General features: G+C 69.0%; 17 protein-coding genes. 6 read left to right on the forward strand and 11 right to left on the reverse strand.

The genetic code is table 11. The annotated features are described in order from the left end of the window. Positions 1–20 precede the first annotated feature (20 nt). The 3 genes from QTI51_RS36070 to QTI51_RS36080 form a co-directional block, all read right to left on the reverse strand. Positions 21–728, reverse strand: coding sequence for a DUF2242 domain-containing protein (locus QTI51_RS36070; RefSeq protein WP_286518043.1), 708 nt, complete (start codon positions 726–728; stop codon positions 21–23). A 90-nt stretch (positions 729–818) separates the two neighbouring features. Further along, complete coding sequence (locus tag QTI51_RS36075) at positions 819–1,481, reverse strand: nucleoside/nucleotide kinase family protein (RefSeq protein ID WP_116913477.1); 663 nt, start codon at positions 1,479–1,481, stop codon at positions 819–821. A gap of 73 nt (positions 1,482–1,554) precedes the next feature. Beyond that, positions 1,555–2,829 (reverse strand): Glu/Leu/Phe/Val family dehydrogenase, encoded by a 1,275-nt coding sequence (locus tag QTI51_RS36080; protein ID WP_116913478.1) that lies wholly within the window; start codon positions 2,827–2,829, stop codon positions 1,555–1,557. A 211-nt stretch (positions 2,830–3,040) separates the two neighbouring features. On the opposite strand from QTI51_RS36080, the gene QTI51_RS36085 reads away from it, so the two are divergent. Both QTI51_RS36085 and QTI51_RS36090 read left to right on the forward strand, forming a co-directional pair. After that, the gene (locus QTI51_RS36085; RefSeq protein WP_116913479.1) at positions 3,041–3,469 is read left to right on the forward strand and encodes a hypothetical protein; all 429 of its coding nucleotides are present in this window, start codon (positions 3,041–3,043) and stop codon (positions 3,467–3,469) included. Positions 3,470–3,618: 149 nt separating this feature from the next. After that, positions 3,619–4,086, forward strand: a complete 468-nt coding sequence (locus QTI51_RS36090; protein ID WP_116913480.1) for an Lrp/AsnC ligand binding domain-containing protein — start codon at positions 3,619–3,621, stop codon at positions 4,084–4,086. 21 nt (positions 4,087–4,107) lie between these two features. Here the strand turns inward: QTI51_RS36090 and QTI51_RS36095 are convergent, their stop codons facing one another. Further along, the gene (locus QTI51_RS36095; protein ID WP_116913481.1) at positions 4,108–4,818 is read right to left on the reverse strand and encodes a YggS family pyridoxal phosphate-dependent enzyme; all 711 of its coding nucleotides are present in this window, start codon (positions 4,816–4,818) and stop codon (positions 4,108–4,110) included. Positions 4,819–4,869: 51 nt separating this feature from the next. On the opposite strand from QTI51_RS36095, the gene QTI51_RS36100 reads away from it, so the two are divergent. Together QTI51_RS36100 and QTI51_RS36105 are read left to right on the forward strand one after the other, a co-directional pair. After that, positions 4,870–5,913, forward strand: a complete 1,044-nt coding sequence (locus tag QTI51_RS36100; RefSeq protein ID WP_093132776.1) for a type IV pilus twitching motility protein PilT — start codon at positions 4,870–4,872, stop codon at positions 5,911–5,913. 26 nt (positions 5,914–5,939) lie between these two features. Next, a complete protein-coding gene (locus QTI51_RS36105; RefSeq protein ID WP_116913482.1) occupies positions 5,940–7,076 on the forward strand; it encodes a PilT/PilU family type 4a pilus ATPase in 1,137 nt (378 codons plus the stop codon). A gap of 24 nt (positions 7,077–7,100) precedes the next feature. On the opposite strand, the gene QTI51_RS36110 is transcribed toward QTI51_RS36105, so the two are convergent. After that, positions 7,101–8,657: an MFS transporter gene (locus QTI51_RS36110; RefSeq protein WP_116913483.1), complete on the reverse strand. Its 1,557-nt coding sequence runs from the start codon at positions 8,655–8,657 to the stop codon at positions 7,101–7,103. Positions 8,658–8,839: 182 nt separating this feature from the next. Further along, on the reverse strand, positions 8,840–9,349 hold the full coding sequence (locus QTI51_RS36115) for a MerR family transcriptional regulator (protein WP_116913484.1): 510 nt from the start codon (positions 9,347–9,349) through the stop codon (positions 8,840–8,842). Positions 9,350–9,437: 88 nt separating this feature from the next. Between QTI51_RS36115 and QTI51_RS36120 the strand changes: the two genes are divergently transcribed. Further along, positions 9,438–10,346, forward strand: a complete 909-nt coding sequence (locus QTI51_RS36120; RefSeq protein WP_116913485.1) for an NAD(P)-dependent oxidoreductase — start codon at positions 9,438–9,440, stop codon at positions 10,344–10,346. A 46-nt stretch (positions 10,347–10,392) separates the two neighbouring features. Here the strand turns inward: QTI51_RS36120 and QTI51_RS36125 are convergent, their stop codons facing one another. The 3 genes from QTI51_RS36125 to QTI51_RS36135 form a co-directional block, all read right to left on the reverse strand. Next, entirely contained in the window at positions 10,393–11,184 is a 792-nt protein-coding gene (locus tag QTI51_RS36125; RefSeq protein WP_116913486.1) for a BON domain-containing protein, read from the reverse strand. Beyond that, positions 11,181–11,825, reverse strand: coding sequence for an SIS domain-containing protein (locus tag QTI51_RS36130; RefSeq protein ID WP_116913487.1), 645 nt, complete (start codon positions 11,823–11,825; stop codon positions 11,181–11,183). The genes QTI51_RS36125 and QTI51_RS36130 overlap by 4 nt, the downstream gene beginning before the upstream one ends. A gap of 87 nt (positions 11,826–11,912) precedes the next feature. Further along, positions 11,913–12,308, reverse strand: a complete 396-nt coding sequence (locus QTI51_RS36135) for a YraN family protein (RefSeq protein ID WP_116913488.1) — start codon at positions 12,306–12,308, stop codon at positions 11,913–11,915. A gap of 75 nt (positions 12,309–12,383) precedes the next feature. Between QTI51_RS36135 and rsmI the strand changes: the two genes are divergently transcribed. Beyond that, positions 12,384–13,349: a 16S rRNA (cytidine(1402)-2'-O)-methyltransferase gene (gene rsmI, locus QTI51_RS36140; protein WP_116913489.1), complete on the forward strand. Its 966-nt coding sequence runs from the start codon at positions 12,384–12,386 to the stop codon at positions 13,347–13,349. Here the strand turns inward: rsmI and QTI51_RS36145 are convergent. Then, the gene (locus tag QTI51_RS36145) at positions 13,346–13,882 is read right to left on the reverse strand and encodes an RNA 2'-phosphotransferase (protein ID WP_116913490.1); all 537 of its coding nucleotides are present in this window, start codon (positions 13,880–13,882) and stop codon (positions 13,346–13,348) included. The genes rsmI and QTI51_RS36145 overlap by 4 nt on opposite strands. Beyond that, positions 13,879–14,772 (reverse strand): LysR family transcriptional regulator, encoded by an 894-nt coding sequence (locus tag QTI51_RS36150; protein WP_116913491.1) that lies wholly within the window; start codon positions 14,770–14,772, stop codon positions 13,879–13,881. The genes QTI51_RS36145 and QTI51_RS36150 overlap by 4 nt, the downstream gene beginning before the upstream one ends. Positions 14,773–14,835 lie beyond the last annotated feature (63 nt).

Raw genomic sequence — 14,835 nt, forward strand, 5'->3', positions numbered from 1 at the left:
AGGCTTTCGCCCCGCCGCCGTCAGCCTCGGTTGGGCGACGAGTTCACGGGAAAGGTCATGACCGGGGCGGCTGCCGGTGGCGTCGAAGGCGCAGGCGTCGACGCGGCGGCCGGCGCCTCGTCGGGCACCTCGGCCTCGCTCTCGGGGCCTTCGAGGAAGCGGTCGAGCAGCGCGAAGAAGCGGTCGTAGAAGCGCTCGTCGGTCAACGTCTCGCTGGCCACCTTCACCATCGCGTCGTCGCTGGCCGAGAACGGCAGCGACAGCGAGCCGATCGCGCCCACGCCGACGCTGGCCGAGTTGTTCACCTTCTTGATGCCGTAGCGGTCCTGCAGCGCGGTGGCGAAGGCGACGGTGCTCTTGCTCGCCTTGTTCGCCGCCTTGCTGCCCCTGCCGCCTTCCAGCGCGCAGACCACGCGGAACTCGACCTCCACATGCACCTCGGCCGCGGGCTGGAAGCTCTTGCGCCCGGTGACGAGGTCGGCATTGGCCGCGGTGATCATGTAGCCCTGGCTCAGCAGCGCGCGGCGCGCGGCCTCGCAGGTCTGCGCCTCGGTGGCCTCGTAGTTGCGGGTGTGCGTGGTGGTGGAGCCGAACTCCTCGGGCTCGTAGGTCACGCGGCGCCCGCTGCTGCCGCAGCCCGCGAGCAGCAGCGCGGACAGCAAGGCGAGGGACAGGCCCAGGGGCAGCGCCGGAGCGCGAACGGAAGAAGCAGGAGAAGTGAGGGGCATGGTCGGCATGAAGCGGCGAATGCTAACCGGCGGTGCGCCGGCCAAGCTTCGAGCGCGCGCGGGCGCAGGCGTTCCCTGCGCTGCCGAATTTCAGGACCAGGGCAGCAGGTGGTGCGCCCGCGCCCGCGTGGCCGCGATCAGCCGCGCGTTGGGCGCGTCGGTGCTGTCGACCCAGGCGCGCGCCGCTTCGGCGCTGCGGCCGAACTGCTGGTGGCGCCGCACCAGGCGCGCTTCGCGCAGGGCGTCGTCGATGTCCACGTACCAGGCCTCGTCCAGCAGGGCTGCCGCACCGGCCCAGGGGCCGCCGTCGTGCAGCAGGTAGTTGCCTTCGGTGATGACCAGTTGCGTGGTCGGCAGCACGGCGATGGCGCCGGCAATGGGCTCCTCGATCTCGCGGCGGAATTCGGGGGCGTAGACGATGTCGCCGTCGGGGCGCTGCTCGCGCAGGCGCTGCAGCAGCGCCACGTAGCCGGCGCTGTCGAAGGTGTCGGGGGCGCCCTTGCGGGCCGCGCGGCCGAGCCGTTGCAGCTCGACGTTGGCCAGGTGAAAGCCGTCCATGGGAACGACCTGGGCGCGCTCGGCGCCCACCGCCTGCAGCAGCGCCGCCGCGAGCGTGGACTTGCCCGCGCCGGGCGCACCCACCAGCCCGAGCAGCTTGCGTTGCCCGTCGGCCATCAGGGCGCGCAGGCGGGCGAGGCTTTCCGCGGGGAGGGCTGGAATAGACGGAACGTTCGGGGGCGGCGTGGTGCTCATCCCCCAAGCGTACCGCTCCCCGCGGTTCGATCGATCAGCCGACCAGGGTGATCAGCACGCAATCAAGGCGCGATCAGGGATACAGCCCGCGCTCTTGCCGCGCCATCAGGATGCGCTCGCAAGCCACCGCGTAGGTGGCCGTGCGCAGCGTGATCTTGTGCTTGTCCGCCGTGTCCCAGATCTGGTTGAGCGCGTTCATCATGATGCGGTCCAGGCGCACGTTGATCTCGTCCTCGTCCCAGAAGAACGACGAGAAGTCCTGCACCCATTCGAAGTAGCTCACCGTCACGCCGCCGGCGTTGCAGATCACGTCGGGCACCACCAGCACGCCGCGCTCGGCGAGGATGTCGTCGGCCGTGGGCACGGTGGGGCCGTTGGCGCCTTCGAGCACCAGCTTGGCGGTGGTCTTCTGCGCGCGCTCGGCGGTGATCTGCCCTTCGAGGGCGGCCGGGATCAGGATGTCGCAGGCGACGTTCCAGAAGTCTTCGTTCGGCACGATGTCGCCGCCGGCCTTGAAGGCGACCACGCCGTCCTTGTTGGCCACGGGAATCAGCTTGGCCAGGTCGAGGCCGTTGGTGTTCACGATGGTGCCGGTGTGGTCCTGCACCGCCACGATCTTCGCGCCCGCCTCGGCGAACAGCTCGGCCGCGACCGAGCCCACGTTGCCGAAGCCCTGCACCGCGATGCGCGCGCCGCGCAGGTCCATGCCAAGGCGGCGGGCCGCTTCGCGCCCGGTGACGAACACGCCGCGGCCGGTGGCCTTCACGCGGCCGAGCGAGCCGCCCAGGTGCAGCGGCTTGCCGGTGACCACGCCGGTGGCGGTGCCGCCGACGTTCATCGAGTACGTGTCCATCATCCACGCCATGATCTGGCCGTTGGTGTTCACGTCGGGCGCGGGAATGTCGGTGTGCGGGCCGATGATGATGCCGATCTCGCTGGTGTAGCGGCGCGTGATCTTCTCGAGCTCGTTCTGCGACAGCTTCTTCGGGTCGACGCGGATGCCGCCCTTCGCACCGCCGTACGGCAGGTTCACGGCCGCCGTCTTGATGGTCATCCAGGCCGACAGGGCCATCACTTCTTCCAGCGTGACGTCGGGGTGGAAACGCACGCCGCCCTTGCCCGGGCCGCGGCTCATGTTGTGCTGCACGCGGTAGCCCTCGAAGTGGGCGATGGTGCCGTCGTCCATCTCGATGGGCACGTCCACGATCAGCGCGCGCTTGGGGCGCTTGAGCGTTTCGACCCAGCGGGCCAGCGGGCCGAGGTACGGCACCACGCGGTCGACCTGCGACAGATACGTGCCCCACGGGCTGTTGGCGGTGGGGCTGACGAAGGAGAGTTTTTCACTCATGAGGGATCCCAAGGTTGAACGGATGGGCACAACGATAGACCTGTCCCGCGCGCGACGCCATGGCTTATGCGCGCCGCGCTGGCGGTTATGCAAGAGACGTTTGAAACCGCGTGCGCGCACATGACAAAACCGTCATCGACGGGTTATCGATCCGGCGGATGCGCTTCCTAGAGTCGGCTTCACCCCTCAAGCAACCTCAAGGAGTTCACGAATGACCCAGCAACCGAAAACCATCCGCGTCATGGGCGCCGCCGCAGTCGCCGCCATGCTCGGCCTGCTCTCGGCCCCGAGCTTCGCTGGCAACTACGCCGAGGGCGACCCTCGGCCTCAGGCAACGACCTCGTCGACGACGCGCGCCGCTGTTGCAGCCGACGCGCAGCTATGGATGAAATCCGCGCCCACGCAGGGCTACTCCGACGGCATCTCGCAGCTGGCCGAGGTGGTGTCGACGCATACGCGCGCCGCGGTCGCGGCCGACACGCGCCTCTGGCTGCAATCGGGCCTTGCGGCCAGGCAGAACGGCGAAGCGGGCGCCGACGTGACGCAACCCGGCTACCGGGAGGCCGCGGCGAAATACATGAACGGGCAGTCGGCAGCGCAGGCCGAGGCGCAAGCGACCCGGCGGACCGCTGGCAACTGATCGCTGCGCGGCGCCCCGAAAAGCGCACGAACAAGTACAAACGCCCAAAGGGTAAGCCAAGGGCATTTCCTTGGTTCTATCTCCTATAGCCGGGCTCGCTAGGCCGCATCTTCTGCCGCAGATCGAGGGGCCAGCCGGATAATCCTCCGATGCTCGACCTGGACCGCATCGATCTCCGGCTTCTGAAGATCCTTCAGGAAGACGGCCGCATCACCAATCTCAAGCTGGCGGAGGCGGTGGCGCTGTCGCCCACGGCGGTGCTGGCGCGGGTGCAGCGGCTCACGCGCGACGGTTTCATCCTGGGCTACGAGGCGCGGCTCGACCCGCACAAGCTCAGCCGCGGCTTCACGGTGTTCGTCGAGGTGCTGCTCGACCGCACCACCGCCAACGTGTTCGACCAGTTCAAGGCCGCCGTGCAGGTGCGCGACGAAATCATGGAATGCCACATGGTCGCGGGCGGCTTCGACTACCTGCTGAAGACCCGCATGGCCGACATGGCCGCCTACCGCGAGTTCGCCGGCACCGTGCTGTGGCAACTGCCCGGCGTGCGGGAGACGCGGACCTACGCGGTGATGGAAGAGGTCAAGAGCAGCGCGCGGCTGCCGCTCGGCATCTGAAAGACGAAACCCGGGAATGAGCTAGGCAGGCTTTCGCGCTCGTCCGCCGAAGATGGCAGTGCCGACCCGCACCATCGTGCTGCCCGCGGCAATCGCTGCCTCGAGGTCGGCGCTCATGCCCAGGGAGAGCGTGTCGAGCTCGGCTTGCGCAATGCCGGCGTCGCGAATCGCCTGGAACACCGCATGCGCGCGCAGGAACAAATCTCGCTGCGCCTCGAAACCCTCGGCCGGCTCCGGGATCGCCATGAGCCCGCGCAGCCGCAGCTGTGGCAAAGCCGCCACAGCGCGCGCCAGCGCCACGGCCTCCTGCGGGGGCACGCCCGACTTGTTCGCGCCGCCGTCCACGTTGACCTGCAGGCACACATTGAGCGGCGCCAACCCGGCCGGCCGCTGGGCCGACAGGCGCTCGGCGATCTTCAGCCGGTCGATGCCGTGGACCCAGTCGAACTGCTCGGCCACCGGCCGCGTCTTGTTGCTTTGCAGAGGGCCGATGCAGTGCCATTCGAGGCTGGCGCGCAGGTCCGCGAGCGCCTCGATCTTGTCCAGCCCCTCCTGCACATAGTTCTCGCCGAAGGCCCGCTGGCCGGCCGCATGCGCCTCGCGAACCGCGTCGGGCCCGAAGGTCTTGGACACCGCCAGCAGTCGCACCTCGCCCGGGCCGCGCCCGGCCGTTACACATGCCTGCGCGATCCGGTTGTTTACTTGCTGGAGGTCGTCGCCAATCATCGTCATAATCGTCCAAAATCGTATCAAAACGTCACCGCACCCGAGCCGAGGAGCCCCGTGGACATCACCCAATTGCTGGCGTTCAGCGTCAAGAACAAAGCCTCCGACCTGCACCTTTCCGCCGGTCTTCCGCCCATGATCCGCGTGAACGGCGACGTGCGCCGCATCAACGTCGACGCGCTCGATCACAAGGGCGTGCACGCCATGGTGTACGACATCATGAGCGACACCCACCGCAAGCACTACGAAGAATTCCTGGAGGTCGACTTCTCGTTCGAAATCGACGGCCTGGCGCGCTTTCGCGTCAACGCCTTCAACCAGGCGCGCGGCGCGGCCGCGGTGTTCCGGACCATTCCCTCGAAGATCCTCACGCTCGAGCAGCTGAACGCGCCGAAGATTTTCGGCGAACTCGCGCTCAAGCCGCGCGGCCTGGTGCTGGTGACGGGGCCCACGGGCTCGGGCAAGTCGACCACGCTGGCCGCGATGGTCAACTACCTCAACGAAAACGAATACGGCCACATCCTCACGGTCGAAGACCCGATCGAGTTCGTGCACGAGTCGAAGAAGTGCCTGATCAACCAGCGCGAAGTCGGGCCGATGACGCTGTCGTTTTCCAACGCGCTGCGCTCCGCCCTGCGCGAAGACCCGGACGCCATTCTTGTGGGCGAGCTGCGCGACCTCGAAACCATTCGCCTGGCCATGACCGCGGCCGAAACGGGCCACCTGGTGTTCGGCACGCTGCACACCTCGTCGGCCGCCAAGACCATCGACCGGATCATCGACGTGTTCCCGGGCGAAGAAAAGGAAATGATCCGCGCGATGCTGTCGGAGTCGTTGCAGGCCGTGATCTCGCAGACGCTGTGCAAGACCAAGGACGGCCAGGGCCGCGTGGCGGCGCACGAGATCATGCTGGGCACGCCGGCCATCCGCAACCTGATCCGCGAGGCCAAGGTGGCGCAGATGTACTCCACCATCCAGACCGGCCAGGGCCAGGGCATGCAGACGCTCGACCAGAACCTGACGGAACTGGTGCGCCGCAATACCATCTCGGCTGCCGAAGCGCGCGGCAAGGCAAAGATCCCAGAAAACTTCCCCGGCTGACCCCAGCCCTCCGGAGCACCGACATCATGGAACGCGATCAAGCCAGCCAGTTCATCAACGACCTGCTCAAGCTCATGGTGAGCCGCAACGGCAGCGACCTGTTCATCACCGCCGACTTTCCGCCCGCCATCAAGGTCGACGGCAAGGTCACCAAGGTGTCGCAGCAGGCGCTGGGCGCGCAGCACACGCTGGCGCTCACGCGCTCGATCATGAACGACCGCCAGACGGCCGAGTTCGAGCGCACCAAGGAGTGCAACTTCGCGATCTCGCCCACCGGCATCGGCCGCTTCCGCGTGAACGCCTTCGTGCAGCAGGGCAAGGTCGGCATGGTGCTGCGGACCATTCCCGCCAAGCTGCCGACCATCGACGGCCTGGGCATGCCGCAGGTGCTGAAGGACGTGGCCATGACCAAGCGCGGCCTCACCATCATGGTGGGCGCCACGGGCTCGGGCAAGTCGACCACCCTGGCCGCCATGATCGACTGGCGCAACGAAAACTCCTTCGGCCACATCGTGACGGTGGAAGACCCGGTCGAGTTCGTGCACCCGCACAAGAACTGCGTGATCACGCAGCGCGAGGTGGGCATCGACACCGACAGCTGGGAAGCGGCGCTGAAGAACACGCTGCGCCAAGCGCCCGACGTGATCCTGATGGGCGAAATTCGCGACCGCGAGACCATGGAGCACGCCGTGGCCTTCGCCGAAACCGGCCACCTGTGCATGGCCACGCTGCACGCCAACAGCGCCAACCAGGCGCTGGACCGCATCATCAATTTCTTTCCCGAAGAGCGCCGCGCGCAGCTGCTGATGGACCTGTCGCTGAACCTGCGTTCGCTGGTGTCGCAGCGGCTGGTGCCCACCGAAGACGGCCTGGGCCGCGTGGCCGCGGTGGAGGTGCTGCTGAACACGCCGCTGATTTCCGACCTGATCTTCAAGGGCGAGGTGGGCGAGATCAAGGAAATCATGAAGAAGAGCCGCAACCTGGGCATGCAGACCTTCGACCAGGCGCTGTTCGACCTCTTCGAGAGCCACTCGATCACCTTCGAGGACGCCATCCGCAACGCCGACTCGGCCAACGACCTGCGCCTGCAGATCAAGCTGAACAGCCAGCGCGCGCGCAGCAGCGACCTGTCGGCGGGCACGGAGCACTTCGCGATCGTCTGAGCGCAAGCGCCGGACGAACCAGGCTCAATCGATCGTTCGCTGCCACGCGGCGAACACCCCGGCCACCAGCGCAATCACCGCCATCGCGGTGAAGCCGTCGAGCGAGGCCATGAAGGTGGCCTGCTGCTCCAGCGTGCGGTACAGCGTGCCCAGCGCCATGGCATGCGCCTCGCCCGCCGCGTGGCCCAAGGCGACAAACCCGTGCGTCAACGAGTCCAGCGCCTGCATGAAGCTGGCGTTGGCGGCGTTGGCCGACTCGCCCAGGCGCACCTCGTGCAGCGCCTGGCGGTGCTGCTGCAGCGCGATGACCGAAGACGTCGCGAACGAAATCGCCAGCTGCCGCACCAGGTTCTTCAGCCGGTAGCCGTGCGCGAACTCCTCCGCCGCGAAGGGCTTGAAGGTGAGGTTGGCCACCGGCAGCACCACGAACAGCATCAGCAGCCCGCGCAGCAGCAGCGCCGGCAGCAAGGCCTCGCGCCCGGCCTGCGGCGTGACCTGCGACAGCCACCACGCGGCCAGCGCCGCGATGCCGAAGCCGGTGACGATGAGCCACTTCTTGCGCGCCAGCCGCGCCGAATAGCGCAGGTAGACGAACACCAGCAGCCCGGTCGCCAGCGACACCACACCCGTGAAGTAGCCCGTGTTTCCCACGGTGAAGCCGAGCCCCCCTTCCATCAACCGCGGCAGCAGGTAGCTGAAGCCGGTCGACAGGTAGTAATAGACGACGTACAGCGCCAGCCCGACGCGAAACGACGCATTGCGAAACGCATGCAGCCGCACCAGCGGCGCCGGGTGGCGCCACTGCTGCCAGCCGAACCAGGCCAGCCCCGCCACGCCGGCGATGGTCAGGCCGATGAGCGCCGGCGAGCCCGTGAACAGCTCGAAGTGCGAGCGCGTCAGCACCACCTGCAGCGCCGCCTGCGCGAGCGCGAACACCCCGTAGGCGATGTAGTGCGGCTCGGTGCGCTCGTGCACCGGCACGTCGCCGATGTCGGGCAGCGTCCACAGCACCAGCAGCCCGATGGCCACAGCGACCGGGGCGGTGCTGGCGAACAGCCAGCGCCAGTCGAAATTGGTCACCAGGAAGGCACCCGCGATGGGGGCCAGCGCGCCGCCGAAGACGATGAGCACCATGAACGCCTTCAGCGCCTTGGCGCGGCGCGCGGGCGGAATGCCGATCTGGATCAGGATGCGGCAGGCGCCCAGCATCGGGCCCACGAAGTAACCCTGCACGGCGCGCGCGGCGGTGAGCTGCATCGAACTGTCGCACAGCGCCGCGCCCACGCCGCCCGCGGCGAAGGCGAACATGCAGAGGGCCAGGTAGCGGCGGTAGCCCAGCCGCTCGATCCATGCGTGCTGGTGAAGAATGCCGAGCACCGCGCCCAGCGCGTAGGCACTCGAGGCCCACACCAGCTCGTCGGGCGAGGCGTTGACGCCGCCGGCGATGTAGCTGGCGAAGAACGCGAACAGCGCGTTGTCGAAGTAGTCGATGGCCGTGACCAGCCCGATGGCCCAGGGCAGCAGCGCCAGCGCGGCCGTGCCGCGCGAGGGCCAGGCCAGGGCCGGGGCTGGAGCGCTCATTCCAAAGCCTCCGTGCTGCGCACTGCGGCGCGAGCGCCTTCGGGCGGCCGTGCTGCGCTCATTCGAAAGCCTCCGTGCTGCGCACTGCGGCGCGAGCGCCTTCGGGCGGCCATGCGGCGCTCATTCGAAAGCCTCCGTGCTGCGCACTGCGGCGCGAGCGCCTTCGGGCGGCCGTGCGGCGCTCATGGCGCCGGCCTCTCCTTGCGGCGCTGCTCCAGTGCCTCCTCCACCGGCTCGCCGGCCAGCCGGCGCTCCACGTAGTCGAGGTCGCGCCGCAGCTGCGCCTGCAGCAAAGCGGCCTCCTTGAGCTCGCGGCGGACCTGGGCCACGCGCGTGTCCAGCGTGCCCAGCTGCTCGGTGAGCGTCTCGCGCAGCGCCTTGAGCGAAGCGTTCGACAGCCGCGGCCGGCCGCCTTCAGTTGGCGCCTCCACCGGCTGCTGCAGCATGGCGGTGATGACCGGCAGCGAGAAGCCCAGCGAGCGCATGCGCAGCACGCGCGCCAGCCTGTCGAGGTCGGCCTGCTCGTACAGGCGGTAGCCGCCCTCGCTGCGCACAGGCACCACGATGCCGAGCTCCTCGTAGTACTTGAGGGTGCGCGGGGTGACGTCGAGCCGGGCCGCGGCGTCGCGCACGGTCAGCGCCGTGGCGGGCAAAGACGCAGTCGGTGAAGGGGCGGCAGGCAAGGCGGTCATGACGCGCCCATCTTAGCCAAACCTGCACGTTCACGTACAGGTTGGGGCGTATCGCACCTGCCGCGGAATGGCTTTAAGCTGTCGCCCCATGAGCAGCATCAACCCCCGCACCTACGAATCCGCCCCCGCACAGACCGTCGCCTTTCTCGGCCTCGGCGTCATGGGCGGCCCCATGGCCGGCCACCTGGCCAAGGCCGGCCACACCGTCACGGTCTACAACCGCACGCCCGCCAAGTCGCAGGCGTGGGTCGACGAATTCGGCGCGCCCGGGCGCCACGCGCCCACCCCGCGCGAGGCTGCCGCCGGCGCCGACATCGTGTTCTGCTGCGTCGGCAACGACGACGACCTGCGCTCGGTGGTGCTGGGCGACGACGGCGCCTTCGCCGGCATGAAGAAGGGCGCGACCTTTGTCGACCACACCACCGCCTCGGCCGACGTGGCGCGCGAACTGGCCAAGGCGGCACAGGCGCTGGGCCTGCACTTCATCGACGCGCCCGTCTCGGGCGGCCAGGCCGGCGCGCAGAACGGCGCGCTCACCGTCATGTGCGGCGGCGACGCGGCCGTGTTCGAGCGCATCAAGCCGGTGGCCATGGCGTTTTCGCGCGCGGTCACGCTGCTGGGCGAAAGCGGCGCCGGCCAACTCGCGAAGATGGTCAACCAGATCGCCATCGCAGGGCTGGTGCAGGGCCTGTCGGAAGCCATCGCCTTCGGCCAGCGCGCCGGGCTCGACATGGAAGCCGTGCTGGGCGTCATCAGCAAGGGCGCGGCCCAGAGCTGGCAGATGGAAAACCGCGGCAAGACCATGATCGCCGGCAAGTTCGACTACGGCTTTGCCGTCGACTGGATGCGCAAGGACCTTGGCCTGGTGCTCGACGAGGCCAAGCGCAACGGCGCGCGCGTGCCGGTGACGGCGCTGGTCGACCAGTTCTATGCCGACGTGCAGCAGGCCGGCGGCCGGCGCTGGGACACGTCCAGCCTCATCATCCGACTGAAATGAAAAAAGCCCGCGACAGCGGGCTTTTCTCATTCAGCGCTTTTTTTGCTCAGCGGATCGGCGAAGTCGTCGCGCCGCTCGCGGGCAGCGGCTCCATCGGCGGGAGCGGCACGCGCGAAGACGACGAAGGCGCGGAAGGCGTCGAGGGCGACGCCGAGGTCACCGGCGCCGGGCCCTGCCCACCGCGCTGCGCCGCCGCCTGGTTGGCGGCCTGCGCCGCGGCCAGGTCGGCCTCCGACACGATCTCGACCACGCGCACCACCTTCAGCACGCCGGTCACGCCGCGCGTGATCTCGGTGGCGCGATCGGTCTCGCGCCGCGTGGCGATGCCCATGAGGTACACCGTGCCGCGCTCGGTCACCACCTTGAAGGAGTTGGCGAAGATGTCCTTCGCGTCGAGCAGCGAGGCCTTCACCTTGCCGGTGACGTAGAGGTCGTTCGAGCGGTCCTGGAAGGTGCTCGACGAACCGACGGTCAGCTCGTTGACCACCGAGCGCACATTCACGATGCGGCCCACTTCTTCTTCCACGCGGCGGCGGTCGGCGTCGCTGCCCACGGCACCGGTCAGCAGCACCTGGCGGTTGTAGCTGGTGACGCTCACGTACATGTTGTCGTTGGCGATGTCGCGCACGCGGGCGGCGGCGCGCAGCTCGATGCCCTGGTCGTCCAGCTGGGCGCCCGAGCTGCGGCGGTCGGTGGCCACCATGCCCACGCCCACCACCGCGGCGCCACCCACGACGAGCGGCACGCAGGCGGTCAGGCCGCCCACCAATGCGGCGCCCAGGGTGAGGGCAAGGGCAAGGCGCTGGGTCGACGTCTTCGTCACGGTCGTGAAGGTCATGAGGAAACTTCCTGTTCTCCGAGTAACTGGGCATCCACGCCGTCGCACAGGCAGTGCAGCGCGAGCTGGTGGATTTCGTGAATGCGCGCCGCACGCTCGTGCGGCACGCTGATCTGCACGTCGGTCTCGCGCAGCGCGCGGCCGATGGCGCCGCCGGAGCCGCTGCTGCCCGCGCCCGGCGCCGAAGGCGGCCCCGACACGGCATTGCCGAGCAGCGCCACAACCGTCATGTCGCGTTCGTGCGCGGCCGTGACCGCGGCCAGCACCGCCGCCGACTGCCCGCTGGCGCTGAGCGCCAGCAACACGTCGCCGGCCTGGCCGAGCGCGCGCACCTGGCGCGCGAAGCGGTCCGCATCCATGGCGCCGGCGGTGTCGGCCTCGGGATCGGTGGTGTCGCCCGGCAGCGCGATGGCGCCGAGCTCGGGCCGCTCGCGTTCGAAGCGGCCCACGAACTGCGCGGCAAACTGCGCCGCCAGCAGGCCCGACACGCCGGAGCCGCAGGCCAGCACCTTGCCGCCGCTGGTCACGCAGGCCAGGATGGCCTGCATCGCTTGAGAGATGGGTTTGCTGAGGACCGGTCCGGTCTGGTATTTGAGGTCGGCACTGTCGATGAAGTGCTGCTGAATCCGTTGCTCGAGCATGAGGCGGGATGATAACTGGGGGTTGTGAAACAAGACGTGTGAGTTGTGGAGCCTTCAGGAGGGCTTCAGTTCCCCACATGGGGCACTTCAGCGGGCGTCGAAGGCGCCTTGAAGCCAGGTGATTTTCTCCTCGACCAGCACCACGTCGAAACGGCATGGCGGCACCGTGCGCAGCCCGTTCAGGAAATGCTGCGCGGCGAACACGATGCGCCGCTGCTTCACGCCGGTGATGCTGCCGCCCGCGCCGCCGTGCGTACCGGTGCTGCGCTGTCGCACTTCCACGAACACGAGCGTGGCCTCGGGCGGGCGGCGCGCGTCGCGCATGATCAGGTCGATCTCGCCGCCGCCGCGCCCGGGCGTCCGATAATTGCGCGCGACCAGCGTCAGGCCGGCGTCCTGCAGGTGGTCGAGCGCGGCGTCTTCCGCCGCGTCGCCGCGATGCTTCGTGGTCTTGCTGTTGTTGTTGTTGGTGGTGGTCTTCATGGCTCCCTGCCCTGCGATCTTCTTTTTCGCGCTTTTCTTTTTCGTTCTTTTCTTTTTGGCTCTCGGAGAAACCTCTTGGCTTCACTCGCTCCTGCTTCTTTCGGCGCCGCCCTTGCGGCCGCGCACGACGCCGCGGGTGCGCAGCATTATCCGCAGGGCACCCTGTACGTGGTCGCCACGCCCATCGGCAACCTGGCCGACATCACGCTGCGCGCGCTGCATGTGCTGCAGCTGGTGGACGCCATTGCCTGCGAAGACACGCGCCACACCCAGACCCTGCTGCGCGCCTACGGCATCGACCGGCCCGGCTCGCGCCTGCTGGCCGTGCACCAGCACAACGAGGCCGAGGCCGCGCAAAGCGTGGTGGCGCGGCTGGCGCAGGGCGAGCGCATCGCCTACGTGAGCGACGCTGGCACGCCCGGCGTGAGCGACCCCGGCGCGCGGCTGGCGGCCGCCGTACGCGCGGCCGGGCAGCGCGTGCTGCCGCTGCCGGGTGCCAGCGCCGTGACCACGCTCGTGGGCGCGGCCGGCCTGGTGGCCGACGGCGGCGACGGCAATGCCAGCAGCGCCTTCGTGTTCGCGGGCTTCCTGCCCAGCAAGGCCGGCGAGCGCGACACCGCCGTGCAGGCGCTGTCGCAGGAGCCGCGCGCCGTGGTGTTGCTCGAAGCGCCGCACCGCATCGAAACCCTGGCGCGCGCGCTGGCCACGCTGGGCGAACGCCGCATCACGGTGGGCCGCGAGCTCACCAAGCAGTTCGAGGAAATCGCGACCGTCGCCGCCAGCGCCCTGCCCGACTGGTTCAGCGCCGACCGCGACCGCACGCGCGGCGAGTTCGCGCTGGTGCTGCACCCCGTGGCCGTGAGCGGCGACGACGGTGCCGAAGGCGAGCGCGTGCTGCGCCTGCTGCTGGCCGAGCTGCCCGTGAAGACGGCCGTGAAGCTGGCCGCCGAGATCAGCGGTGCGCCGCGAAACACGCTGTACGACACCGCCCTGCGCATCCGCAAGGACGCGCAAGACACACACGACGCGCAGGACGATTAGCCCGAGAGAAATTCCGGCGGCACCGCGGCCGTCAGCCACACGCCGTTTTCCGCGCGATGAAAGGCGTGGCCCATCGCGTGCATGCGGCCCGCGTCCACGCGCAGCACATGCGCCTTGCCATGGCGCTGGCCCACCTGCACCGCGGTGGCTTCGTCGGCGGACAGGTGCACGTGCTGGCGCGAACCCGGCCGCAGCCCCTGCACGCGAATCGCTTCCAGGAAGCGCGTGGCCGTGCCATGGAAGAGCAGCGCGGGCGGCGTCATCGCCTCGAAGCTGCGGCTGACCTGCGTTGTCGAGTGGCCCTGCAGCGCGCGAATGCGCTGGCCGTCGGCCGAGAGCTCGTAGCGCTTCTTCGCGCCTGAATCCACCGCGTGGACCACGTCTGCCCGCGCCATGTCGCGGCCTTCGGCGACGGCGCCGGCTACCAGCGCGTCGATGTCGGCCCAGCCTTCCGCGTCCAGGCGCAGGCCGATGGATTGCGGCGCGTGCCGCAGCACGTAGGCCATGAACTTGCTCGTGTCTTCGGGTGTCATGTGGTCTTCCAATGGTCGCCGTGCGCCAGCAACGCGTTCCACAGGCGCAGCACATGCGTGGCGGGCGGGCGGTCGGCCGCGTGGAACAGGTGATAGTCGAGCGGCGGATAGCCCTGCAGCGGCACCGCCACCAGCCCCTTGGGAATGCGGCAGCAGGCATTCACCACCGTGAGGCCGAAGCCCAGTTGCGCAAACCGCAGCATCAACTCCCAGCCATCGGCTTCGAGCGAAGGCTGCCATGGCACCGACTCGGCCTGCAGCAGCCGGCCCAGCAGCTCGCGGTGCGGGCGCCCGGCGGGCGGCACGACCAGCTGCGCGCCCTTCAAGTCGCGCAGGCGCACCGACTTGCGCGCGGCCAGCGCATGCCCGCGCGGCACCACCAGCACCTGGCCCACCGCCGTGAGCCGCACCGCATGCAGGTCCGCGGGCACGGTGCCCAGCGGCGCAATACCCAGTTGGGCCTGGCCCGCGCGCACCGCCCGCACCGCCTCGTCGCGGTTGCGCGTGAGCAGGTGCAGGTGCGGCGACGCGGCCGGCCCCGAGAACTGCGACAGCGCCTTGCCCAGCAGGTACAGGTATGCACCTTCGCCCGCAGCCAGCGTGACCGCGGGCGTGTCGTGCCCCGCGGCCAGCCCCTTCACGAAGCGCTGGTTGAGCGTGAGCAGCTCCCGCGCGTGGCGCGCGACCTGCTCGCCCGCGCCCGTGAGTGCCAGCGCGCTGCCCACGCGCACATAGAGCTTCGCGTCGAGCTGCTCCGACAGCTTGCGCACCTTGGCGTGCAACGCCGGCTGGCTGATGTGCAGCAGCCGCGCCGACTCGCTGAAGTTCAGCGTGTCGGCGAACACGGCGAAGGACTGCAGCGCGTCGAGGTTGGTGCGGGGAATGTCCATCTATCCATTTTATGGATAGCACATCCAATATCGGTAGTTCCTGGTGATGGGCTTCGTTTCTAC

This window comes from Variovorax sp. J22G73 (assembly GCF_030317035.1).
Lineage (GTDB): Bacteria > Pseudomonadota > Gammaproteobacteria > Burkholderiales > Burkholderiaceae_C > Variovorax.